General features: G+C 24.1%; 16 protein-coding genes. 2 read left to right on the forward strand and 14 right to left on the reverse strand.

The genetic code is table 4. The annotated features are described in order from the left end of the window. The first annotated feature begins 80 nt into the window (after positions 1 to 80). Together tuf and ACE38S_RS01240 are read left to right on the forward strand one after the other, a co-directional pair. Complete coding sequence (tuf, locus tag ACE38S_RS01235; protein ID WP_374696016.1) at positions 81 to 1,271, forward strand: elongation factor Tu; 1,191 nt, start codon at positions 81 to 83, stop codon at positions 1,269 to 1,271. A gap of 596 nt (positions 1,272 to 1,867) precedes the next feature. After that, positions 1,868 to 2,023 (forward strand): hypothetical protein, encoded by a 156-nt coding sequence (locus ACE38S_RS01240; RefSeq protein WP_374696017.1) that lies wholly within the window; start codon positions 1,868 to 1,870, stop codon positions 2,021 to 2,023. Between the two features lie 216 nt (positions 2,024 to 2,239). Here ACE38S_RS01240 and ACE38S_RS01245 read toward each other — a convergent pair whose 3' ends face one another. The 14 genes from ACE38S_RS01245 to dcm form a co-directional block, all read right to left on the reverse strand. Continuing rightward, on the reverse strand, positions 2,240 to 3,328 hold the full coding sequence (locus ACE38S_RS01245) for an Mbov_0401 family ICE element transposase-like protein (protein WP_374696018.1): 1,089 nt from the start codon (positions 3,326 to 3,328) through the stop codon (positions 2,240 to 2,242). Positions 3,329 to 3,342: 14 nt separating this feature from the next. Further along, complete coding sequence (locus ACE38S_RS01250) at positions 3,343 to 3,663, reverse strand: hypothetical protein (RefSeq protein WP_374696019.1); 321 nt, start codon at positions 3,661 to 3,663, stop codon at positions 3,343 to 3,345. Positions 3,664 to 4,042: 379 nt separating this feature from the next. Continuing rightward, positions 4,043 to 6,109, reverse strand: coding sequence for a VirD4-like conjugal transfer protein, CD1115 family (locus ACE38S_RS01255; protein ID WP_374696020.1), 2,067 nt, complete (start codon positions 6,107 to 6,109; stop codon positions 4,043 to 4,045). Positions 6,110 to 6,113: 4 nt separating this feature from the next. Further along, positions 6,114 to 7,295 (reverse strand): plasmid recombination protein, encoded by a 1,182-nt coding sequence (locus ACE38S_RS01260; protein WP_374696021.1) that lies wholly within the window; start codon positions 7,293 to 7,295, stop codon positions 6,114 to 6,116. 131 nt (positions 7,296 to 7,426) lie between these two features. Further along, positions 7,427 to 7,816 (reverse strand): hypothetical protein, encoded by a 390-nt coding sequence (locus ACE38S_RS01265; RefSeq protein WP_374696022.1) that lies wholly within the window; start codon positions 7,814 to 7,816, stop codon positions 7,427 to 7,429. 32 nt (positions 7,817 to 7,848) lie between these two features. Continuing rightward, positions 7,849 to 10,512, reverse strand: a complete 2,664-nt coding sequence (locus ACE38S_RS01270; protein WP_374696023.1) for an Mbov_0397 family ICE element conjugal transfer ATPase — start codon at positions 10,510 to 10,512, stop codon at positions 7,849 to 7,851. A gap of 1,208 nt (positions 10,513 to 11,720) precedes the next feature. Continuing rightward, positions 11,721 to 13,805, reverse strand: coding sequence for a hypothetical protein (locus ACE38S_RS01275; RefSeq protein WP_374696024.1), 2,085 nt, complete (start codon positions 13,803 to 13,805; stop codon positions 11,721 to 11,723). Between the two features lie 58 nt (positions 13,806 to 13,863). Then, positions 13,864 to 15,135, reverse strand: coding sequence for a hypothetical protein (locus tag ACE38S_RS01280; RefSeq protein WP_374696025.1), 1,272 nt, complete (start codon positions 15,133 to 15,135; stop codon positions 13,864 to 13,866). A gap of 1,375 nt (positions 15,136 to 16,510) precedes the next feature. Next, on the reverse strand, positions 16,511 to 17,491 hold the full coding sequence (locus ACE38S_RS01285; protein ID WP_374696026.1) for a hypothetical protein: 981 nt from the start codon (positions 17,489 to 17,491) through the stop codon (positions 16,511 to 16,513). 91 nt (positions 17,492 to 17,582) lie between these two features. Then, entirely contained in the window at positions 17,583 to 22,067 is a 4,485-nt protein-coding gene (locus ACE38S_RS01290; RefSeq protein ID WP_374696027.1) for an ankyrin repeat domain-containing protein, read from the reverse strand. A 2-nt stretch (positions 22,068 to 22,069) separates the two neighbouring features. Next, positions 22,070 to 22,603: a hypothetical protein gene (locus ACE38S_RS01295; protein ID WP_374696028.1), complete on the reverse strand. Its 534-nt coding sequence runs from the start codon at positions 22,601 to 22,603 to the stop codon at positions 22,070 to 22,072. Positions 22,604 to 22,847: 244 nt separating this feature from the next. Further along, on the reverse strand, positions 22,848 to 24,479 hold the full coding sequence (locus ACE38S_RS01300) for an Mbov_0396 family ICE element transmembrane protein (protein ID WP_374696029.1): 1,632 nt from the start codon (positions 24,477 to 24,479) through the stop codon (positions 22,848 to 22,850). A 59-nt stretch (positions 24,480 to 24,538) separates the two neighbouring features. Next, the gene (locus ACE38S_RS01305) at positions 24,539 to 24,829 is read right to left on the reverse strand and encodes an Mbov_0395 family pilin-like conjugal transfer protein (RefSeq protein ID WP_374696030.1); all 291 of its coding nucleotides are present in this window, start codon (positions 24,827 to 24,829) and stop codon (positions 24,539 to 24,541) included. A gap of 323 nt (positions 24,830 to 25,152) precedes the next feature. Further along, on the reverse strand, positions 25,153 to 26,412 hold the full coding sequence (dcm, locus tag ACE38S_RS01310) for a DNA (cytosine-5-)-methyltransferase (protein WP_374696031.1): 1,260 nt from the start codon (positions 26,410 to 26,412) through the stop codon (positions 25,153 to 25,155). Positions 26,413 to 26,451: the final 39 nt, after the last annotated feature.

Genomic DNA, 26,451 nt, shown 5'->3' on the forward strand with positions numbered 1-26,451 from the left:
TGATTATAAAGCAAATAAAATTAATTTAAAATAATTATGACATTTGTCTATTAATTAAAATATAGGAGGAAAATATTAAAATGGCAAAACAAAAATTTGATAGAAGTTTACCACACGTTAACGTTGGAACAATTGGACACGTTGACCACGGAAAAACTACTTTAACAGCGGCTATTACAACAGTATTAGCCAAAAAAGGATTCGCAGAAGCCCAAAAATATGATAGTATTGATAAAGCTCCTGAAGAAAAAGAACGTGGAATTACAATTAATACTTCACATGTTGAGTATCGTACTGAAAAAAGACACTATGCGCACGTTGACTGTCCAGGGCATGCTGATTATGTTAAAAACATGATTACTGGTGCTGCTCAAATGGATGGGGCGATTTTAGTTGTTGCAGCAACAGACGGACCAATGCCTCAAACAAGAGAACATATCTTATTATCACGCCAAGTTGGAGTTCCAAAAATGGTTGTTTTCTTAAATAAATGCGACATTATGGATGACGATAATGAAATGATGGATTTAATCGAAATGGAAGTTAGAGATCTATTAAGCGAATATGGTTTTGATGGAGAAAAAACACCAGTTATTAGAGGGTCAGCTTTAAAAGCGCTTGAAGGTGATGCTAAATGAGAAGAAGAAATAATTAAATTAATGTCTGCAATTGATAAATGAATTCCAGAACCAGAAAGAGATACAGCAAAACCATTCATGATGCCAGTTGAAGATGTTTTCACAATTACAGGACGTGGGACAGTTGCAACAGGACGTGTTGAACGTGGGATTGTTAAAGTTAATGAAGAAGTTGAAATTATTGGATTAAAAAGTGAAACTAAAAAAGTTGTTGTAACAGGTTTAGAAATGTTTAGAAAATTATTAGATGACGCTAAAGCTGGGGATAATGTTGGGATATTATTACGAGGAGTAGATCGTAATGATGTTGAACGTGGGCAAGTTATTGCAAAACCAGGTTCAGTTAAACCACATACAGAATTTAAATCACAAGTTTATGTTTTAACAAAAGAAGAAGGAGGACGTCATACACCATTCTTCGGAAACTACCGTCCACAATTTTACTTCCGTACCACGGATGTTACTGGATCAATTAAATTACCAAGTGGTGTTGAAATGGTAATGCCAGGGGATAATGTTGAAATAACAGTTGAATTAATCGCACCAGTTGCTATCGAGGAAGGAACTAAATTCTCAATTCGTGAAGGTGGTCGTACCATCGGAGCTGGAACAGTTGTTTCAATTAGCAAATAATAACATTTTAAAAAAATCTTTTTGGAGTTATTTTTTTATTATCGATAATTAATCTTGTTTTTATCTTTTTTTCTTATTGTATATTTTAAATTAAAATGTAACATTTTATATATATTAAAACTTTTTATGGATATGTTACAATGAATTTTACTATATTTATGTGGACTTTCAAATAAAATATAATTATGAAGAAAGTAGGAATATAAAAATGGGAAGAAATTCATATACCGATGAATTTAAAAAAACAAATTGTTTTACTTTATCAAAATGGCAAAACAATTCTTGAAATTTTTAAATAATATAAGGTGTAAAAATCAACTATATATCAGTTAATTGAAAAATTTCATAATTCTGGATTTTTTAAAGCAAAAGATAATCGCACTGTTGAAGAAAATTAACTTGATTGCCTTGCAAAAAGAATTAATCCAATTATAATGAAAAACAACCCTTTAAAGCAAGTAGTGCTGATAATTAGCAAAAAAATAAAAATTATTAACAATAATAAAGAAAAATATTCCATGCGAAAAATTGGTCAAATAGATCAAAATTAAAGATAGCAAAATCAACATATTACTATCAAATTAATAAATACGGCTATGGTTGATGTTAATAATTATGAACAAAAAGTCATCAGTGCATCCAATGATAATCGCAAAATTTATGGATCTTGTAAAATTAAAGCTTTTTTAATTTTACAAGATATTATCTTATCACGAAGAAAAATTCACCAACTTATGATTACAATATTTTAATTTGGTATATTTAGATACTAACGATGGAATAAAATATTCGTTTGGTGATGTCTTATTTTTAATAAATATTTTATCTATTAAAATAAAACTAACTAAGGAAAAGACAAATTTATCTTTTTTAACCATCTTGATAATAACATAAAATCACAAAATTACAAAACAAAAATAATAATTTATAAAATTATTTAATAAATATTTATTGAATTGTTTTATATTTTAAATAAACACGCTTGCTTGTTGAGAAACATTTTTATTTATTAAAAATTGGTGATTAGCGTTATTTTTGAAATAAAAATTATGCTCTTTTTGTAGGTGATTAGCATCATTTTTGAAATAATAATTATGTTCTCTTTGCAATTTTTTATTTAACTTATTAAGATAAAACTCAATTAAATTAACCCCGTTTTCTTTCGCCATTTTCATTGCAATCATATTTTTGAAAACTTTTTCACTATATGATTTAGAGCCATATCCTTTTAATCATTTGACATTATGTGAAATTTGTGATTCAGTGCAAGACCCTTTATATCAATCTTCTTTATAAACCTTAATTCCATCTTTTCTTTTATTAATATAATTAATAAATTTTTTTATATCTTCTTTTTTATCTTTCAAAAATGGATGTTCTTTAATGTTCTTGATTTTTATTAAATTTTTTAAATATTTTATTGCTTCATCAGGGTCGCCACTTTTCAATAATTTATTCATATCTAAATAAATTTGTTTTCTTATTTTTTCGTTATCAGTTAAATTTTTGGTAAGTTTTCTTCTTCGATAAGGAACTATTGTTTTTAATTCTTTCATTAAGTGAAATTCATCTAAAATATAAATTGCACCAATTTCATTAGCGAATTTTTGAATTCATGTTGCTCCATCACCTGCCAGCGTTAACTTACAATTTTCAATATTAAAATTTTGATTTAAAAAATGTAAAAATTCTTTTTTATATTTTTTAATAAGATAATATTTATTTTTTACTGATTTCATAACAATAAAAATCTTTTTATCTCTTAAAACATTTTTGTTTTTAGTACTTTTTATTTCATCATATCCAGTATGGAAATATGCTACTCTAAACATGTTTTTTTCTATTTTTTTATATTTTGTTAAATTACTAAAAGAATCGTCAACTCCAGCATATAAATATGGTGTTTGAACATTTATTTTTTCTGTCTTTGTTTTTAATTGTTCTTTAAATAATTTATCAAAATTAACCTCTTTATTAATATTTGTGATTGTCATATTGGATATGTTTAATTTTGGATACGTATCCTTAATATCTCTTTGTCTTTTAGCACTATCCATTTCTTTTCAAATTGCTATTTTAATAAAAATGCTAATTCTACTTCATTTTTTTCTCCCAATTTTTTTATCAAATAAAAAAAAACAAATTCATATTTATTAGTATCTTTATTGTAAAAACGAAATAATGTTCTATAAAAAGTAATATCGCCATACTCTGTTTTTTCTGTAAAAGGTCTTTTCCCTCACATAATATAACCATTTTGACCATTGCAATTTTGTTTTCTTAATTCTTGATCAGTGCTTTCTCATTCTTCTAATATTAATCTTTTTCCTACTTCATTAACATCAATATTTACTTTTTCTCTAAAATTAATAGTATTGAAAATATTTAACATATACTTATATTCCTTTTAAATCATCATTGCATGATAGTAAAATTTTATACTGCTTAAAATAATTTGTCAGCAGTTTTATTACATTATTTTTATCGATAGAAAGATAGAAATTAATTAACCTTCTTATCCTTTTTCTTTTTATTTTTCACTAGTTATTTATTAAATAACTTTATTGCTTTTTCTCATTTAGGTAGAGTTTCCCTTAGGTATTGGTTTAGTTAATCACTTGCGACTACTCTTCTGCCCCATGTAGTACTAATTTAATTAGTTGATTAACCTTACAGATATCCTCCCACTTCGTTTATTTTTTAGTGTTCCAGCTTGACCACTTTGTGAAATCTTACTATTTATAAAAAATAATTATTCCTTTTCAGAATAATTATTGGTTTTCTTGTCTTTTGATTAACTCTGTTTCAAGGTTTTTAATTTTTTGTAAAAGTAAATTTATCATTGTTTTATTTTGAATAGATTTATAGTTTGTTTTTTCATATTCTGTTAATTGGATTTTTAAATTATTAATATTTGTTGTAATTTCTTCTGTTGTTAAATTCGCAAATTCATTAGTTTCATTTTCTTTCATTTCTTTTTTATTATTTTTAATATCATAAAAATATTCTTTATTAAAATTGATATATTCAATTTCTTTTAATTGAAATGGGTTTGTTTTTTCTGATAACTTTAAATCTTTCCATAGTTTTAAAGTTATTTTCATTGGGTTATAGCGTGATATTTTAACAATTCCTTGTCCTTGTTTTAAATTTGCTAACTCACTAGTTAACATTAACGGATGGCTTTTTAAATTTTTTGAAACACTAATATTGCTTTTATTTTCATTAATACTAATTTGTTCGATTGTTTTTGTTCCAAATAATTCGCTATAATATTTAATTGTTTCTAAATCGTTGGTATGTAAGAAAATGTGCATCCCACAGTTATTTAAAATAATTTTTGCTATTGTATCACCATAATTTAATTTTAATTGGTTGATATCTTGTAATATTAATTGAAAAAAGATGTTTCTACTGCGTGAAATACTAACTCATCTTTCAAAATTATTTATTTTTGTTAAATTAGCAAATTCATCTAAAATAAAATATACTGGTTTTTCTAGTTTTTGCTCGATTGTTTTACTTGCGTGATTTGTTAAAAATTGATAAATTTGACTAATTAATATTGCTATTAATTTATAGTAATTATCATTTTCATCACTAAATATGATGTATAGAACTGTTGGATATTCGATAAAATCATTGTAATTAATATCATTTTGGGATGTTAAATTACGAATAAAATCACTGTTAAATATTTCTAAACTTTTTGCAACAGTAATTAAAATACTATCTAGTGTCCTATTTTCTTTACTATCAACTAAAGCCTGGCTTGCGGTAATTTTGGCAATGCTGGTATTTTTTCGATTATTTAGTCATTCAACTAAATCTTTTTTAAAACTAGCGATTGCTGCTACTGATGCCATATTAAATTTGTTAAAAAATAATTCTTGGTTTAAATTTTCTTCGATTTCTGATTTTTTACTAAATTTATTTATTTTATCTTCATAATCTTCTAATATTGCCAAAATAATTCCTTGAACAATCATGCTTGTTGATTCGTTTCAAAATTCATCTTCAATATTTATATTTTTGTTAATTAACATACGACTAAGTGATCTAATTTTATCTTGATATTTTATTTTTCACTTTATTTTTTCTTTTTCATTATCTGTTATCATCATTTTAATAAAGTCATCGTAAATTATTTTTAGTGGGTTTCAAGTATTTCCTTTCTCTAAATTACGAAAATCAATAACTTTTATTTTATAACCATTTTCTTCTAAAAATCCACTAGTTAAATTATATAATTCTCCCTTGGGGTCGGTTATGATCATAGTTTGTTTAGCGGTTGATTTTCCGTTTAAATAAATTGTTGGTAATACTATTCCTTGTGTTTTTCCGCTTGCTGTTGAGCCAACAATAACACTATGAATATTATTTTTTAAGTTAAACAATAAATCTTTTTTATTTTTATTACAGTTAAAAACAAAACCAGTATTTTTATAATTATCTTTGATATTAACTTTATCACCAATATCATCAATTTCTTTTATACTTAATCATTTACTATCCCCAAAATCTATTTTATCGGTTGTTTTAATTGCAGTTTCTTTACTCTTCACTTTACTAAATAAAACAAAATAAAAAAACCAGCAATAAAAAGCTAAACTTAATCCAACTGTTATTAATAATCCGTATTCACTTTTAATTATATAATTTCATCATGATAATATTTGAAATTGCTTAATTTCGTTGATAAATATTGCCATTTGTTTTCAATTATTAAAAATTGAATAACCTATTCCAAATAATGTTAAACAAAAAATAAAAATTATTGGAACAAAACATAAACCAATTAATAAACTTATTTTTTTCTTTTTAATTTTATTTCACATATTTTTATAACTCTCTTTCTAGACTGCTCACCAAATCATAACCTTTTTGCATAATTGGATTGATTTTAAAAACCATTTCATTAAATTCTTGTTCAATTAAACTCATATTTTTAAAATCTGATTTTTTTGGGTTAGTGATAGTAGTGATAATCTTGTAGTATTTCATTTTTTCTGCTAAATCTAAATATTTAGTTAATTGATTTATTTCATAATCTGTAAAATTATTTTCATATATTAAATATTGTTTAATTTCATAAATTAAACTATCATAATCATCATTAATACTTTTAATTTTGTTAAATTCTTTAATATTGTCTTTGGTAGACTTGTATTCATCAAATAGATTATTAATTTCATTTTCTAATTTATTTCGTTCAAATTCTTTAACTTCTCGAAAATTCATTGCATTATAACTACCTTTACCACCAATTTCACCAGGCTCTATTTCATAACCTGCTTTTGTTAAATAATTAGCATGATAATTATGAAATTTTTGTATTTGTTTTTTACCACCAAAAATCCTATTATTACTAATTATGTATCTTTCTTCATTAATTTTTTTTGAAAAAACTTTACTAACAGGAATAAAACCAAAATGAATATGGGGTGTTGTCTCGTCCATGTGAACTACTGAATACAAATATCCCATATCTGTTTTAAGATTATTTTTCATTCATTGTTTCATAAAATTTATTTCAATATTAACTCATTCATTTAATTTATGATAGTTTATACTTTCAGGGATTAATTGTCCCATTTTACGCGTATTTGTTTTTTTGTCTCATACTTTAATATCTGTAAATTGACATATTACCATTTTTTCAAATCATTCTTGTCTTGTTGCTGGCAAAACAACCTCTATGTAAGTATTATGTTTATTACAAAAATCTTTAAAAGTTGATTTTTGTGCTTCACTATATTTTTGTTGTTGCTTATTTCAATCTTCTTCTATATTTTTTAATAATTCAAATCTTTTATTATTTGCTAACTCAAAACCTTTATAATTTATAATTTTTTCTTTTTTATCACCAACATAATAAAAATTATATTTTGTAAATTCAGGGTTGACATTTTCAGGTACTTTAATTCTAAAATTATGTCGTATTAATTTGTCGACTGTACCACTTTTATATTTTTTAAAAGTTGCAATCGGTGGTGATGACTTAAATTTATTTTCTTTTTCCATCTTCTATTCCTCCTTATTTTGGAAATTTTTACCCTTTAAAATTTGTTAAATTTAAAAAGCCAAAATTACTACTCATTATACATTTTGGCTTTGCCAAAATATTTCAAAAATTTTATTTTTATTTTGTCTAATTAATCATCTTTTTTCGGAAATTTATTACCATTAAAATATTTTAAATTTTCTTGGTATATTTGTTTTTGCTCCGCTTTTTTAATTAAAACTCGCTTATCCATTTCTAATAAAAGGGGGTGTAATTTTTCTCAACTAATCTCACCCTCAATTTTTCCATCTTTATTTTTAATATAAAAGTTTTGATTTCTAAAAATTATAATAAAACAATAATCTTTGTTATATTGTAATTTAAAATATTTAATATTTATATTAATTCTTACATAAGGATACAATAAATTTTTTATCCTTAACTCAATTCATTTATTATCTTTAATATCATAATAAGGTTTTGTTAAAATTAAATTATTTGTCATAACTTGATAACTTATATATTTTTCTGTTTCTTTCATTTTGATAGCTCCTTTCTTTTTAGTTTTTTATTTTAATTATCTTTTTTTCCAAATCCGGCTTTTTCTTTTTTGTTTGCTTGTATTTCAATCCGATATCTTTCAAATCCTGAAACAAAAAATAGTCCTTGTCCTTTTACACTACGAGCAATATAGTCTTTTTCTGTTGATGTTAATCCCCCATAACTTTTATATAAATTAATTACTTTTTCTAAGTCATTGGGTTTTAACCCCATAATAAATGAATATTGACTATTATTTATAATTGCTGTTGTTTTCTTTAAAACGGTTTCATTTTCTACAAAATCAGCGATATTTTGCGTTGCCACAACCAAAGCACCATTATATTTTCGAATCCTTTTTGTCATTTGGTACATAAAATTTAAAGCAACTGGATTATCTTTATCGATTGCTAAATGAGCTTCATCAACAATTATTACTATTTCATTATCATCTTTGAAACGATTTTCTTTTACTTCTTTTTTAATAATATTTAGCATTAAAATTAATTGTGCTGCATTTGTTTTTTTGTCATCTAAGTCAAACAAATTATAAACATCATAAACAACAAAATTATTTTTAAATTTTATCATTGTATGTCCATTTCAAAGTGCTTGATATTTTCCATCATTTAAAAAATCTGTGGTAATTAAATCCATAAACTCTTTTAAAAGTTGGTTTTTATTATTTTTATATTCTTTTTCTAATAAGTCATAAAAATCACTCATAATTGGAAAATCATTGTTATTAATTTTGTTAATATCGCTATTATTTGTAATGTTAAATTGGTGATATAATAATTTCAAATATTTTGTTAATAAATTAATTTCTCGCCCGTTAAAATCAGGATAAAGCGTTTTGAATCATTGTTCTAAAAATCGTAAATGATTTGATAGGGGCGATGAATTGGTATTTTCTAATTCATCAATAAAGTTATTATCTAAAATTTGTAGGGGGTTTATTTTGCCTATCGAAGCATCTCCTGCATCAATTCAATTTCCATCATAATAAATGCATAATGGTTGGTATTCTCGTTCGGGATCAATAACAATCACTTTACGCCCCGTCTTAATATGATGACTTATTATTTTTTTTAACAAATATGTTTTTCCCATTCCCGATGTTCCATTAATAAACATATTATGGTTTGTTCTTTTACTGGTTTTTTTAAATTGATCTCATAATACGACATTTCCCATATTGTTTGCCCCTAATCACATACCTTTTTTATCATGTAAACCACTATCAATAAATGGAAATGATGCTGCCAGGGTACTTGTTGGCATTTCTCGGCCATATTTTTTAATTATGACCTTATTGTTATATGGTATAAATCCTTTTAAACCATCAAATTGTTGATATCACAATGAATTAATTTTGATATCCATCTCTTTTAATGATTTTGCTAATCGTGTTTGTGCTTGTGATAATGTTTTTTTATTTGTTCCATAATTTAAAAATAAAATATTAACATTTTTTAATAATTCACCGCCACCATTAACTTCATTAATTAAATGATAGTATGTTTCTAATTCATAGTTATTTTCATTTGTATTAACATATGATTTTGTCATCACTTGTCTTGTTTTAGTTGTTTGAATGGCGCTGTTAATTGCTTTTTTTGTTTCATCATAATTTAGAGGATTTATATTTCAAATAATAGTTTGTTCATTTGAAAATAAACACGCTCCTCATAAATCGTTAATAAATAAAGGATAGTCCTGAATAGTATTAATTGAATAATATAAATCATTTGCTATAAAATAATTTTTTTTAATATTTAGGTAGTTGAATTGCAATAATTTTGCTAAATTATCTTTATTTTTATTAAAATCTGTTTTATTTAATGGCTTTTCATATGGATTTCACATTAATTTTAAGATTTTTGTTATTTCGTAATTAGATAAAATATTACAATTAATTTTTCCTTTAAATAATTTATCTTCTAAAAATAATATTTTTTCGTTTAAATCTTGTTCACTATTTCCATACACAAAAATAAAAAAACATTTTTCAGTTTTAATTTCATCGTTTATTTTAATTAATTCTTTTTTTAAAAAAGTAATATTATTTTTAATTTGTTTTGTAATTTTTACAAATTGATTAAAACTAATTTCTTTGTTTTTATAACGAATTTTTGTTTTGTTAATTTGTTTTTGTAAATATTTAATATTTTCATCAAAATTTAATGGTAGTTCTAACTTTAAAAAAGTTATTGGAAAATTAGCAAATTTTAAAATATCTTGTAAATCTCTTAATCTTATTATTTGTTCCTCACCACTTAATAAAGTAATATCAAATCCTTTTATTTTAATTGTTCCAATTAGGGTCTTTTTTAAAGTACCTTTTAAAATTCCGTGAGTTGTAATATAGTTATTACCAACAACTTTATTATATGGCACCAGTAAGCTGGTTTTGTTTTTACTATATTTCTTACAACTAAATAAGTAATTAATTTTATAATATAAGCATTGTCACCCTTTTAAATTAGTTTTTTTATTTGTAATAATTAGTGGTAAACTAATTAAAATCATTATTGATGATGATAATAATTTTATTCATAGTTTTCATTGAAAACCAAATATAAACATAATTGTTAATCCAACTCAAATGGCAATTATTAAAACATCTGTTATTGTTATATTGCGTCAAAATCGATATTTGGCGTCTTTTAATTTTTTTGGTATTATATTTTTCATATTTTGCACCTCTTTCTTTTAAATTAAAAACGACATTTAAAATGCCGGTTTAAAAACTATTTTTATATAATTTAATATAATAAAATAACTTTAATTGCTAATTTGCCCCTTAAAATGCTTAATAAGGATATTAAAAATAAAAGGGGAATAAATAGATATTTCATTAAAATAATTAACTAAATAAAATTATAATCGCTATTGTTAATAGTATTTGTATTAAAACAAAAGTCCAAAAAACAAAATCAAATTTAGTTTTCTTTTTCATTTTTTTATTTTTCATATTTTACACCTCTTTCTTTTATTTTTTGATATTATTTTAGTATGATATTGATAAAAGAATTATGATTTTGGTTTGTTATTGGCTTTTTTATTAATTTTTCATCGTATATTATACATAACTTAATTACTTTTTTTATTTATAATTTAATAAAAAATAAAAAAATGAGATTTCAATTTGAATAACTAATCATTTTAAAAAATATTGTATTAAAATATGAAAAAAATTGGTATGTCTGTTATATTAAATTTTGGTATTATGATTATAATATTTATTATTGAGTATTTATTGTTATACTCTATTTTAGAATCAATTAAAACAATTAGTCCTAATTTTAATAAAGATATAATTTATAATAATTGGAATAATTTTCAATGAATAATTATTAATTTTCTAAAAATACACATTGTTGAATTTTGAATTATTTCTATTGCTTTACATACAATAATACATTTTGGGCTTATTTGATATTTATATAATAAATATTAAATTGTTCCGGATAATAAAATTACTAAATTTCCACCAAATTCAAAATATAATAATGTTGTCAATATACCAACTAATAAAAATTTTTTCAATTTATACTTTCAGAGATTAATTGTCCCATTTTTCTTCCTGTTTTTAACCGGCCATTTTCAAAATATAATAACAATTCCTAAATGTAATAATATAAATAAAATAATTAATATTGTTTTCATAATTAATTAACAATTTACTTTCTTTTACATAAAAAACAGCATTTAAAATGCTTTTTTGTTGTGTTTTTATATATTTATTTTAAAAACTATTTTCATATTTATAATATATTATTATATATTTAAAATAAAATAATTTTCAGTGCCTAATTTAACCCTTAAAATGCATAATAAGGGTATTAAATAAAATGGAAATAAACAGATATTATTTATTGTTTTTTATTTTCTTTTTGTTTTTACTTTTTTTTATTTTCTATTTTGCCACCAATTTTTTTATTTAATTGATTTTTAATGATAATTCAAGTTATAAACCCACCAACTATCCCACAACTAATCAATGTCATAAAAAATAAATTAACTGGTTTTTTTAAAAACTTTTTTCATCCTGTTTCATTATTTTCATTAGGCTTGGGGTCTATTGGTTTGTTTGGTTTTTCTGGTTTATTTGGATTATTATTCTCTCCATTCCCATTATTTCCATTGGGATTATTAGGATCCATTGGTTTATTGGGAATGTTAGGTATAATTCCCTCTGTTGGGGGAATTTCATTTGGTTTATTAGGGGTATTTTCTGCTATTGGGTTATTTATTAACTTATATGAAACATTCCCAATAACTTTTAAACTATTATCCAAAGCATAAATAGTAATTTTTAGCTCAGTATATTTATTTTCTTGAATCTTTTTCATAAATTCCTGTAATTCATTATCATTAATGTTAATTTTTTTACCATTTAATCCTTGCGATGATATTTGATAATCAACATCTTGTACTAATATTTCATCTAATTTATTAATCTTAAAACCTTGTTTAATATATTCCATAATATAATTATTAAAAATATTATCTTTTGTTTTATCTTTAAAATTATATTCTTGATTTTGATACTTAATTTTACTTAAATCAATGACTTTATTTTCATCATAATTTAAGCTGTTAATAACTTTAAATTGGTTTGTTTCCCCGATTAGTATCATTGATGTATTTAGTGCTTTAATTTTTATTATTATTTCTTTTGTTTGTTCTTCTTGATTAGTTATTAATTGGTTTAAATCATCATCAGTTAATTTTTGTCATTGGCTATTTTTATATATTTGAATAATATAATCTTTGTTTATTGTTGCTAATAAACTAAGTTTATTTATTTTTTGTCAAACAAATTTTTCAATTTTATTTCTAATAGTTTTAATATCTTTGACATTCATTTTTAAAGCACTAATATTTAAATCATTTAATGCCTTAAAATTATTTATACTTTCATTGACCGCTAAATGATTGCGAATATCTGAAACATAATCTCGCCAATATGATAACACTGCTTCATAATTTAATTTTGCTAAATCATTGTCTGTGTTTCACTTTTTATAGTTAATCATGTAATCTTTCAGATGTCTTCCTTGTGTTGTGTTTCAAAAATAACTAGCATTTTTGTTATCAACTGAATTTAAAAAATACTGATAATTTGAACTTTTATTTTTATCAACATAAATAAATTTGTGTTGATAAAATGGTGTTTGCGTATTTCCTTTTAAATCATTAAAGCGTTTTTGCTGAATAATAAAATGAAATCACCCAGCACTAGTATTAACATCATCAGTTTTGTTTTTTTCTAATTCGTAGCCATTTTCAAATTTAGTCTCTAAATTTTCATTTGATAAATAACGAATAACTTTTTCAATGTTGTCATTATTGTAAAAGTTTTCAAATCCCGCTCCGACCGCACTTGCTTCTGCTAAATAACCAATATCATAATCATTAATATTACTACTTTTTATTAAATTTCCATCTCTGTTAACTGGATCTAACGGAAATGGGGTGTTAGATTGATGTTGAACTCATATTAATTGTTTTTTTGTTCCTGTTTCTTTATTAATTTCTTGATCATAATTGGGGTTTTTAATTGTTTTATTTTCATTACTAGGGTCTTTAATAAATTCACTTGTTAGTTTTTCGTAGTCAATATTTTTTGGCCCTCATCCCATTAATTTTAGTTGTAATGATGGAGTAATTGTTTCAATTAAAATTGTTAACTTAAAATTACCACCAACATCTCCCTCAATTTTAGGGTTTGGTTCGTGGATAATTTCAATTTCATATTTATTAACTTTTTCTTTATCATCAAAAGTATATGTGTATAAACCATTAACAGCGTTTAAATTAACTCCATTTATTTTAACAATATCATAATCAGGATCATTGTTATTTTCCTTTGGTTCGATATATTGAAAAAATGTTGTTGTATGATATTTTATTATTCCTTTATTGTATTTATTTTCCCTTCCCTCACCGTTATTAATAACTTCTTCGATATCATTAATCATTGTAACCCCATTTTCATCACTAATTTTTCCTGGTGTTATTAAAATTCGTTCTTGTAATTTACTTTTTCAATATTTTGCACTTAATGAGAAAATTGAGTTTTGTTTTAAAAACTCAATTTTCTCATTGTTCTGTTAAATGATTAAAAATATTAAAACTTGTTTTAAGATAATAATTATTACTTTCTGTTATTAAGGCGTAATTTGGTTTAATAAGTTTTTTTCATTCAATTATGCTTCCTTTTTTGCTTAAAACATTAAATATTTTATTATCTAAGATAGTTTTAATTGCATTTCAATTACTTTCATCTAAAATATTGGTTGATGTATCACTTTGATAAATAATTGTTTGTTTTAACTCGTTTTCTATTCTATTTTTGGCATTAGCAATATTATAATCGCTATTAAAATTTAAAGGTGTTTTAAATTCTCATATTTCAGAATTGCCATTTTGATAATTTTCAATATTAAAACTTGTTTTAAGATAATAATTATTGTTCCTTTTTTCTAATTGATAATTTGGGTTTAAAAATTCAATTCATCCCTGTGTATCATTATTATCATTTAGTGCTTTTCTGATTTTGCTATCCATTTTTGTTTTAATTTGGTTTCAATTATTAGCGCTTTGTGGGTTATTATCAATATTAGAATAATAACTAAGTTCTTTATTTAGTTCCCTTGTTAAATTACCTTTCATCTCATTAAAACTAAAACTAGTATTAAAAAACAAACTATTAACTTTTAATCATGTTTTAGCTCATGTATTATGAGAATTTCATCCGTTTGCGGCCCTGGCATAAACTAGAAAATCAATTTTAATGCGATCATTATTTTCTAATTGATATCTTACATCCGCTCATCCTCACTCTTCATTTTGGGTATAACCTTGATAGTGGTGAAAAATCTGGGATGTTTTTGCCATACCACTTATTTGACTTAGATTGAGATAATGGTAAGCATTATAATCTACCTTATCTGCTTGGTTATGATCAACATAACCCTCATAATCTATTTTAATCTGTTTATACTTATTTTTAAAATCATTTCAACTACTAGCATAATTGAGTATATTAACATAATAATATGGTGATTCTACTTTTTCTGTATAATCACTACCCCAAACACCACTTGTTTCAGAATAAATATCATTATTTCAATTAATATTTTTTGTAAAACTTGGTGATGTTGGATTAAAACTTTTCTTTGCATTTTTGCTAATAACTTGTTCTTGTTTTGCGATTGAAAAACTATCATTGCTGGATGATTTGACAATAAGTGGTTCATTTACACCTATTAGTGATATTAATAAACATGATAATATAGTTTTTTTCATAACATATAAAACCTCCTTTCTGTTTTAAAAAGTTTAAAAATGATAAAATAAATTTATAAGGATAATTAAAAATGTTTTTTTGAATTAATAAAAAATGAAATATTTTTTAATCGGATTAGGGATGAATTTTACATTAATTATTTTTTATTTACTAATTGCGATTCTATACGGATTTACTTACAATACTTTTAATTTTATTTTTAATATAAGTAAAATTAAAAAAATAAGAAGTTTTTGTAGTTTAATATGTGTTAAATTAATTTGATTATGAGAAAAAATTTTAAATAATCAAATGTTATTAACACAATTAATAAGTTTTATTTTTATCTTAATAATTTGATTTTGATCTATATTTGCTTATTATAATGCAAAAAGTTTTATTTTAGTTCTTGTTAAAAAAATAATTAAATAATTTAATATATGTATTTAATTATTTTATATTCAAAAATATAAATACAAATTATAAATATTAATGTAAATATTGTTAAAAAACATCATGTAATTCAAAATGAAGGATTAGAATATATAAAAATAATCGATAAAATACATAAATAAAGTAAAATAAAAAAAATAGGGGTAACAAACATAAATAAAATAATAAATCATCATTTTCTTTTATATTTATTACCTCATTTTTTAATTTTTAAAAATTTTTCTTTTTTCAAATTTTTCATCCCCTTTCTATTTATTAATATTGATTAAGAAACAAAACATAAAATAATTTTTATAATATTTATAATTAAAATACTAAAAATAAAAAAGAAAATTGATGATGTTAATAAAATAAATAATTTTTTTTGAATCAATTTCTTTTTTATAACCTAAAAATCCAATTATTATTTGTCATACAATAGTTATAATAAATAGTACAAATATTGTTATAAGTTCAATTTTTCAGTTCATTAAATCATTCCTTTCTATTTTTTAAAAAATATAGTTAGATAAAACTTTTAATCTTATATAAGATGCAATCTATGAAATAAAAAAGTATTAAATTAATTGGCATAATAAAAAATCAAATTAATCATTCACTCATATTATAATTTTTAATTAAATATATTGAATTTGTTGCGAAAAAGTATATCCCAGTTAAAAAATTGCCAATTCGAAAAACATATATTAAAAATTTTCCTATTCTTTTCATTTTATTTCAAAGTTGGATATATTAATCCAAACCATAGCCCAATCACTAACAAAAACAACGCCAAACAACCTATACTAACATAAAATATTATTTGGAAAGTTTTTTTATATTTGGTTAACTCAATTTGTTTTTTCATTTTTTGTAATTTAATGTCAAGAAACTTTCATAAACAACCAAATAAGCCGATTACGGCGATTGTTCCCATCATTCCAATTATTGTGTTTAACATTATTATTTACACTTCCTTTCTTTTTTATCTCTTATTTGTGGTAAATAACTTGTAAAGTATTCGTTTCAAAATGCTCATATTTTTGTTTGCATATTTTGTTTTGTTAATAACCAATACGCAAATCCCTCTGCCAATAACTCGTCATCATCACTCAATCCATAATTACTGTTGGCAAATATCTTTAACACTTTTTCTTTGTCTAGTTCTGCAAACTTATTTAAGTTATTAATTTTCTGTCCTAAAAATTGCTTTAAATAAAAAATATGATTGATTTTAAATGTTTCTCAATCATAAAAATAAAAGATATGTCCTAATTCATGGATTAAAATATGCAGAAAGTTATTGGTTGTAAATTGTCCTTTGTGTCATTCGCTATTTATTGTTTTTTCAAACGCACAAGATAAAATCTTTTTATTTATTAAAATAGCTTGGTGATTATTTGTTTGTCCCCAAACATTATCATCCCCATCAATCACATTTTCAATTTCTATTTTCCTTAAAATTGAATTAATCATTGTTTTATTTCAAATATTTGAAATAAAATTATAAAATAATAAGATAAGTTGTTTTAAATTATCTTGGTATTTTTGACAAATATTATTAAGTAAATTTTGTCAGTAATTTTGTTGTTCTATTTTTAGATAATTTTGTAGTTGTTCATAAGTACTAAATTCTGTTTTAAATTTAATTGCTAAATTATTATCTGCTTTGCTTAAAAAAACATTTGTTAACCGTTTGATAGTATCTGTCTTATATTGATTAAAGAAAGTTCCTTTATAACCTCGTTTTTGCATTAAAATAGGGTGGGATAAGTATCTTTTTTCTAAATCAATATTTGTTTCTAAATTAATTTTTAAATTATTTTTAAAATTATTTGGCTGTAAATGTGGTTTGTTGGTATCAATATTACCACAACCAATCAACGTCATTGTGTTTGCACATGACAACGAAAATATTACCAACAAACTAAGTAATTTTTTCATACATTTTTTATCATCCTTTCTATTTTGCCAAAATAAAAAATGGCAATTTAATTAAATTGCCATTTTAAATATTTATTTATTAAAATTTTTCCTATTCCTCTTCAATCATAAAATAACTACCAATTGTATTTGTTACAATTTTCCAGCCATGATTATGATTATATGAAAAATGATTGTTTATTTCTTGAAAATGATTGTAAATAATATTAATTAAAGTATCAATATCATCATCACTAATTGACCCGCCCCAACCACTATGATCTTCTTTATGAAAATTAGTAATTTCTGATTTGATTTTATTTTTAAATTCTTGATAATTATTTGAATTTTCTTGATAAATTTGTTTAATTTTATCTCATTCATTAATATTAATATCTAATTTTAATTGATCATGAGCTAAAAATTTATAGTATTTTTCAATTTCATTATATTGATTATGTGATTCGTGTTTAGCTGCTGTATGATCAGAATTAATTCATCAAAGTATCCCAGTTATAGAAATCGCTAAGCCCGCAATCACCAATGATAAACCTAAAGTTTCAAGAGATAAAGCTGTGGCAGCACTAGCTTCGACAGTAATTGTTTCTGCAGTTGCCAAACCTTCTGTTGTACCAGATGATAAAAGCGGGGTCATTTCTATTGCTTGTGTACCTGCTGCGGATGCCGCATTAACACCAGTGGCCGCAGAACTAGAAACAGTTATTTTTGCTCCTACACCAATCGTTCCTGCTCCAAATGCTTGTGTACCAATCATTTTTAATTTATCTTTAAAGGTCTTTTTATCATTTTCGGATAATGTTTGATAATGATTGTTTATTTCATTTAATTTTTGTTGCTTTTCTTTTTTTGAAAGAGAGTTATATTTATTTATTGCTTTTTTAACTGTTGTTTGTGAATTTACAATATTTGTACTTATTTGTTTATTTACAGGCACACTTGCTGTGCCGCCACCAGCAGATTGATTTGAAATTACTGTTGCGATTTTTTCTTGTGAATTTATAATGCTCTCTTTAATTGTGTGTTCTTGATTACTTGATATATTTTCTAGATTATTTTGTGTGGCAATTATAAAACTAATTATTACACAACCACTATAAATATTTTCGTCATTGGAAACAATAAGTGCAGTTGTTGATCTAATATCTGTAACATTAATTTTATCAATATTTAAATTAGGATTTAATTCTCTAGCGCGATTTAAAATCGTCTGTTCTTGATTATCTGATATTTTATCTAATTTATTTTCTGTAACAGCATCCGTTAAGTCTTGTTGTGTTTTGTTGTTGTTATTTATAGATTCAATTTCACTATTTGTTGATGATATTTGATGTGAGATATCAAAATTATAATGATTTCCGTTAACATGAAATATATTTATGGTATTACTTGAATTTTGATTAATTGGTTGATAAGGACTGTCATTATTTACACTAATATTAACATTTAAAAGATTACTCATTGCCATTATTTCTGGAGTATCACCTCATGAATTATTTTCTCTTATTCTTTCTAAATAATTAACATCAATTTCATTATTTTCTTGAATAAGATTTCTAAATGTTAATTCACTACCGTGATTTGAAATTGTATCTAAATTTCTTTCAATATAATCAACAACGCGATTACGAAATACAGTTGTTACTAAATTATTTGCTATTTGATCTTGATATCATAATTGATTTAAATTTCTGTTATTTTCTAAATCATATTGCTTTAATAATTTTTGAATAGGTTGTAAATATTTTAAATTTTCTTCACCAAATAATTGAATAAATCTTGTTTTAAATTTTTCATCATTATTTCTTCTTACAGGCAATAAATAAGCTGTTGCAACAGATCAAAACAAACAACTACCCTCTCCAGGCACATCATACATAGTATTTTGTTCTCTTTGATTATAATTTTGACCTTGTGTGCCAATTGTTTTATCTTTTTTACTATCAGAAACAGAAACATTTGAATTATTTGTGTTATAAGGTTGATTTGAAATTACTTGACTTCCTTTGGGGCGTGCTCCTAGCTTTTTATATTCATCTTCTGTAATTATTTTTTTTGTATCATTTATATTACTTGGTTTTTTACCAAGTGTAAATGTAACTTTTACTGTATCATCAGTATATATTTTATCAATTGATTCAATACTTGCGGCAGTATCAGTAATGCTATTCTCTTGTATTTTAACTTGACTAATATCTAAATTAGGATTTAGTTCTCTTAGTCTATTTAAAATAGTTTCTGGACTATTATCTGATAATTTCCCTAAATCAGTTTCTGTAATAATATCTGATAATTCAATTTTTAATAATTTTACTATTAATTGTTTATATTGTTCTTTTGCTTTTTTAGATGCTTTTGTTTTTAATTTATTAAATTTATTAAATTTTTCTAAAAGTTCTTTGATTTTTGTATGATTTTTGTTTTCGTCAATTTTAATTATTAAAGCGGTTTGAAGAATATTTTTAGTTAAATTATCAAAAGTAATATTACGCTGTTCTAACTGTTCTAATAAATATTTTAATAATAGCTTCACAATGGCTATATGACCATTAATTGTCGAACTATGTAAAGAATTAATTTGATTTCTGTTTAAAATATCAATATTCGCTTTATTTTCGAGCAAAAATTTAACAACGGCTATATTACCATTAATTGCCGCTTCATCTAATGGTGTAACTCATGGATCATCATTATTTATTGCATTAATATCAGCCCCATTTTCTAATAATAATTTTACAACATTAAGATAACCATTTTTAGCAGCGTTGTGCAATGGTGTATTTCCATCATTATTTCTTGCATTAATATCAGCTCCATTTTCTAATAAAAATTTTATTAATAAATAATTATTTTCTCTTTCTTTTTTATTATCTATTTCTGGTTGATTATTTAATATATTATCAATATTTTCTATATCGCCGCCTCGTTGTTGTGCTCAATTAAGAAATTCTCGTCCGTTTTCTTTATTATCTTCAATAAAATTACAAGCAAAATGTAAAGGTGTATCACCAGTATTGGTTGGTTGGTTTATTAATTCTTTTTTTCTTAAAATCAATAATTTTGTTATATCTAAATTATTGATTTTTATAGTAACATGAGCTGGTGATAATCCCCGCATTTTATCTAAAACAATTTTTAGTATTTGATCTCTATTTTTAAATGGCGTGGTTTCGGCCTCTTTTAAAATACTTAAAATATTGGCAATTCAAATATTTTTGATTTTAATTTTAATATCATCAATATTTTTTTCATCTATTTTTTTAAAAATTTCATTAGTTGCTGAAAATAAAATTTCTTTGTTTAATTTTAATTCTTTTTTTAAATTATTTAAAAAATAATCATGTATTTCAAAATATTCTAAAAGCGCCCTTAATTCTTTAAAAATTTCTTTTCTTTTTTCTTCTACATATTTACTTGATGCTATTCATCCACCTATTAATTGTTCAGAATAATTTTTTCATTGAATTTTGTCATCATTTTTAGAATTAATAATATTTTGAATATCTTCTGGAATATTTTTAAATTCAACTTGTTTTCCATTTTTTTCATAATTAAAATATTTAATATGAGAGCCAAATCTCATTGCCTCACTTGTAATAAAAATAACTTTTGCTAAATCATTTTTTGTTGTTTGATTTTGATTACTTTCATTGTTAATTTTTTCTAAATTTACAATTGCATTATTTAAAGTATCTCTTGAAATAATAATATCTTTTGCCCTATTTGGTTTGCCTTTTTCTTTTATTACAACATCTAATCCATTTTCTGAATATGATCCTGTATAATTTAAATTAATCTTTTGACAATTATATTTTTTAATTACTGCAGTATTTAAACTTTTAATTTTTTGTTCATCAATTTTTAAGCTTTCACCTTGTAAATTTTTAAGTTTCTTATTTAAATTACCTAATTGATTTTTATTTGATATTTCTTTAATTTGGTTTTTTAATGTTTCGATAGCTTCTTTATTTTTTTGTTTAACTTTTTCTACAAGTTCATCATCAAAATAAAAATATTGATTTTGATTATTAATAATTCCCAGTAAATAAAAGTTATTTAAATTAATTACTAATTTTATTTTATTGTCATTTTTATTTTTTAAAGTTAAAACTAAAATTCTTATTTTATTTGCATCAAATTTTTTTAATTCTAAAATTTCATCTAATTTTTCTATTATTTTAATATTTTCATTGCGTTCTTTTATATTTTGGTTTGTTTCAAAATAATCTGTTCTAACAATTCCTTCATTATTTATCATTCTTAACGGATCAATATAATTTTCATTAATAAGTTCTTGTAACATTATTTGAATATTATCAGAATAATTTTCATTTAAAGTAATTTCTTTTTCAATAAATTCAACTTGATTATTTGAAGTTGCTAAAAATTGAGATTGTTGGTCATCTTGCGTTTTTGGAGTAGTTGAGATATTTTCATTATTTTGTCTTTTTTTTCGATTTAATATTTCTAGAATGTTCTTAATTTTATCGTTATTGTTATTAGACTTATTTGCAACTAGTGGCACGGCCGTATTACTAGTTATCATAATTGTTCCTAATAATCCCAAAAGTTTTTTCATTTTTATTTGTTTCCTTCTTTTAATTTTAGTTCCATTTCTAAAATTTCTTTTTTTAATCGTAAATTTTCATTTTCAAGTGATACATCGGGTTGTATTTCTTTTTTTGTTTGCATTTCTTTTGCTTTCAACAATTCCAATTCTGCTTTTAATTTAACAATTTCTGCTTTTTGTTTAGTAATATTTTCTTCATAGTGTTTTATTAATTTATGTGTTGTTTTAGATGGTTTATTTCTTTTATTTCACTTTGTTTTATTTTCACTTTTTTTTCATATTTCATAATATTCTATTTCTTGTTTATAAAGAACAAATTTATTTTCGTCTTCTTCCAATTCTTTTTCTCTAATTTGAATGCGATATTCAAGAAAAGGAATTGCTCCTTTTTTATATTCGTCGTATCATTCTCACGCTTGATCTCATTTTGGTTGTTGTACTGCATTATGTTTTTGTTTTAAATATTCATAAGGATCAAGATATGATTTTGATAAAAATGAGTACCTTTTTAAATCAGGGACTTGACGACCAAACTTTTCTAGCACTCACATGACATTATTTTTGTCATCATTATTTAATCTATCAATGCTTAGAGGAATATTATTAGTTCCCCCCCTCGTGAGTTAATAATTGCACCGTGAATTTCAGTTGCAAGACCTCTGTCTTGCATTCTGGAAACGCGTTCTCAATTGACTTCGCCGCCCAATAATCGTCATAATCCCATCATTTATCACTCCTTTTTATTTATATTATATCGTATTTTTTGTTTTTGTCAGGTGGTTTTTTAAATTATGACTTTTTCTTTTCTGCTTTTTTGGCCGCTTTTTCATCCCATTTTTTGTTTCTAGCATTTTGTTTTGTAATATGGCTACCAATATTTTTATTAAGTTTATCTTCTTTTTCGATAAGACTATAAACTTTTTTAACTGGTTTATTGTGTTTTGCTTGTTGTTTATTTTGTGGATTAACAAAAACAAAACTATTATTTGGAATGTTTAATTTATCTTTTACTTTATTTATTTTCCCTAGTTTTTTGTTTAAAGACTCAGATTTTCAATCGCTAGATTTTGTTGTTTTAAAATTATTGGTTTCATTACCACTATTTGCAAGTTGTGGATTAAATCTTTTTCCAATTGCTTTAAATGGCGTTGCAATCCCAATTCCAATTTGGCGGAAGAATCCTTTTGTTCCACCTCCGCGTGCTGCTCCAACTAGTTTACTTGTTGCCAAGGTTGTGACACCAAGCCCAAATCCCGCTAAACCAACAATGCCAGCTCTTGAACTCATTCCCTCGGTGGCGTGTCAGAAATGGCGAAAGTCTAGTGGTTTTTCTTGGCGAGATTGACCACTTGCTGTTTCGTTATCCCCTCAATCACCACCAGAACCCATCGCGTTCATGGTTTTATCTGCCATACTAGTACCACCCATTGCCATTGCTCGTTTGGCTCTTTTGCTTTTAGCAAATCCAAATGCTTTTCCTGCCATTTTAGCAGCCCCCATTGCCATCATCCCACCAGCAACAGTCGATTTCATCGAACTCATACCTTCACGAACACCAGCTGCTTCACCAATTAAGTTGGCAACAACATCCGAAAACGCCATTACTGCCAATCCGCCACCACACATCATCAGAATAACAAACAATGATTTTCCAATTCCCTCAATTCCTAATCCTGCTAAATTAGTGCTTAAAATTGTTTGAATTGTTGTCATAAAAATAAAATATCCTGTTAAAGTGGCAGTTGATGCTAGAAATTTTGCAATTACCATATCTTTTCAAATAAATGCTCCTTTACCATTGTCAATAGTCATGGCAACCATTACTCATGGTGAAATAATAAATAAGAAAAACAATTCGATTATTTTTTGTACCAAAGCAATTCCAATCATAAACATTGCAAATAACATAAATCATACTCCAAAAACTTCGGCAATCATATTAAAATCACCAATATTATCAGGATAGGAATAATTTCTTGGTATATTATCGCCGCTCCCATCTCAATTGGCATTTCCAATATTGTATAGATAATTGGCAATATTTCCGTTTTCGCCCCCAAACCCTGATGTAATCATTTTGGAAATATGTGCAATTGCAAAATTTGCCAAAAAGAAAAAGATTGGAATTAAAAAGATAAAAACAAATGCTTTACTGCCGTTTTGTAAAACAACAATAAATTTTGTTTTTGTTTCGGTGGCATCTTGAAACAAAATTTTAATCATGGTAATTGTAAATATTAAGGAAAATAAACACAAAGCCGTAATGAAAAAATATCAGAATGCCATTGGGATATTTTGAAAACTAAATTCTTGTTTTGATCCAAACATTAAATCACCAACCACTCCACCTGTTAAATAATTTAGTACGGTGTTAAATGATGCGATTAATTGCAATGGCCCTTGTACAAAAATTGATCACATTAGTTTATAAAGTGCATTAACTATCATTTTTTATCAACTTCCTTTCATTTTTATATAAATTATCCGCCAATCGCGGGATTATATCCTTTATAAGCTTGCAGAAAAACATTAATTATGGCAATTACTACCAAAGAACCAATAATTCCGACAATTGGTCATTTTAAAGCACCTAGATCATTTGCTCGTGCCTCTGGATTATCGGCATTTCGCATTATTGAAATTAAAATAATAATTAATTTTCAACCTGCAAAAATAACTTGCAATGTTAGAATAACTCCCAAAACAATATTAGTTCACATTATGGCAACATCAATTATTCCGCTAAAATCTGCTGTGTTGTTTGTTTTCATATTTTCATCCTCCTTTGTTATTTAAAAATTTTTATTTTGTTAAATTTGTTTCTTTTTTGATAATATATATTTTTCTTTTTTTGATAGTATTGTTGTTTATTATTAAAGTAATTTTTAATATTGTTTTTCTTAGCCATTTTTTTCTTTCCTTTCGAAAGGTAGAAAAAATAAATGCAATAATAAATCACCTAATATCAGATCACAATCAATTCCTAGTGCAATTAAAAACAAAATAGGGGAAATTACTAGCAACAAAATTCCGATTATAATTGTCAAAGGATATAAAATCCATTTTCATCAAACTTTTCTCTTATTTTGCATCTTTAATTTTTCCTTTCTATTTGAAACATTGCTGTAAAAATTCTTTCTAGCACATCCACAACAATACTATTGCCAGCTTGTTTATAAAGTTGGGTTTCTGAAACAACTTTACTTGCTTTATCAAAGTCTTTATTACTAAACCCCATTAATAATCAACATTCTTTTGGAGTTAATACTCGCAAAAAATATTCTTTTTCATCAATTAAAAAAGATAATATTTTACTACTATCTTGTTGTTGTAATTTATGTTTATCAACGATGATTTTATTGATATTACTTGCTGCGATTGTTCCCATATAGTTATTTTCTGTTTTTCAAAACCGATTATATGAACCGTTAACTAGTAAACCATCTTTTGCTCGTGGTAAAACAATAAAATTTCTATAATTTTTAATTGGAATTGCAATTTTTGCTGATTTTGAATTTGTAGTTAATGTATCTAGATATGTATTTTCATTACTAGCATCATATACTCTACTTTCTTGTTTATAAGAATTAAAGTCTATTTCCATTTTGCCACGAGCATTAAATTTTATATCATTGGGAATTGCAATAATTCCAGCGTTTCCTCATCGCATTTGTTTTGTTGTAATTGTATAAGCACATTGTTCAATAATTTTAAGTTTATTGTTTTCAATTGCTTTTTTCATTGATTCTTGTCTAATAAAATATTTTTCATTTACATTATTTTCTAAAATATCTTTTACTAAAAATTTTAAATTACAAGGTTGGGGATATTGAAATTTAAAATTTTGCTTTAATGTTGAAATCATAAACAATCTTTTCCGATTTTGGGGAATTCCATAATCTTTGGCATTCATTGTAAAATATTGGTTATAATATCCTAATTCACCAAGTTGATTTTGAAGATTTTGAAATCCGACAAAAAACTTTTTATTTAATAAATTTGGTACATTTTCCATTAAAAGATATTTTGGTTTTGTTGGCATTGTTTTTATTAAATCAACAACTTTGTAAGCTAAACCACTTCGCTTGCCATTTAATCCTCGCCCATTATTATTGGCATTTGATATGTCTTGGCATGGAAATGATCAAGTTATTAAATCAGCATACGGTAAAGTTTCTAGTTTAGTAATATCTCCTAAATTTTGTGTGTCATAATCATTAAATATTGCTCGATATGATTTTTCAGCGTATTTATCGTTATCACAAAATGCAATTACTTTGTGGTTAATTCCAATCTTTTCTAATGCTTTTCTTTGACTTCCAATCCCAGCAAATAATTCAATTATTTTAAGCATAACAAACCATCGTTCTTCTAATTTTTCTTTTATCTAAAA

The sequence above is a fragment of the Spiroplasma endosymbiont of Polydrusus formosus genome (assembly GCF_964263245.1).
GTDB lineage: Bacteria > Bacillota_I > Bacilli_A > Mycoplasmatales > Mycoplasmataceae > Spiroplasma.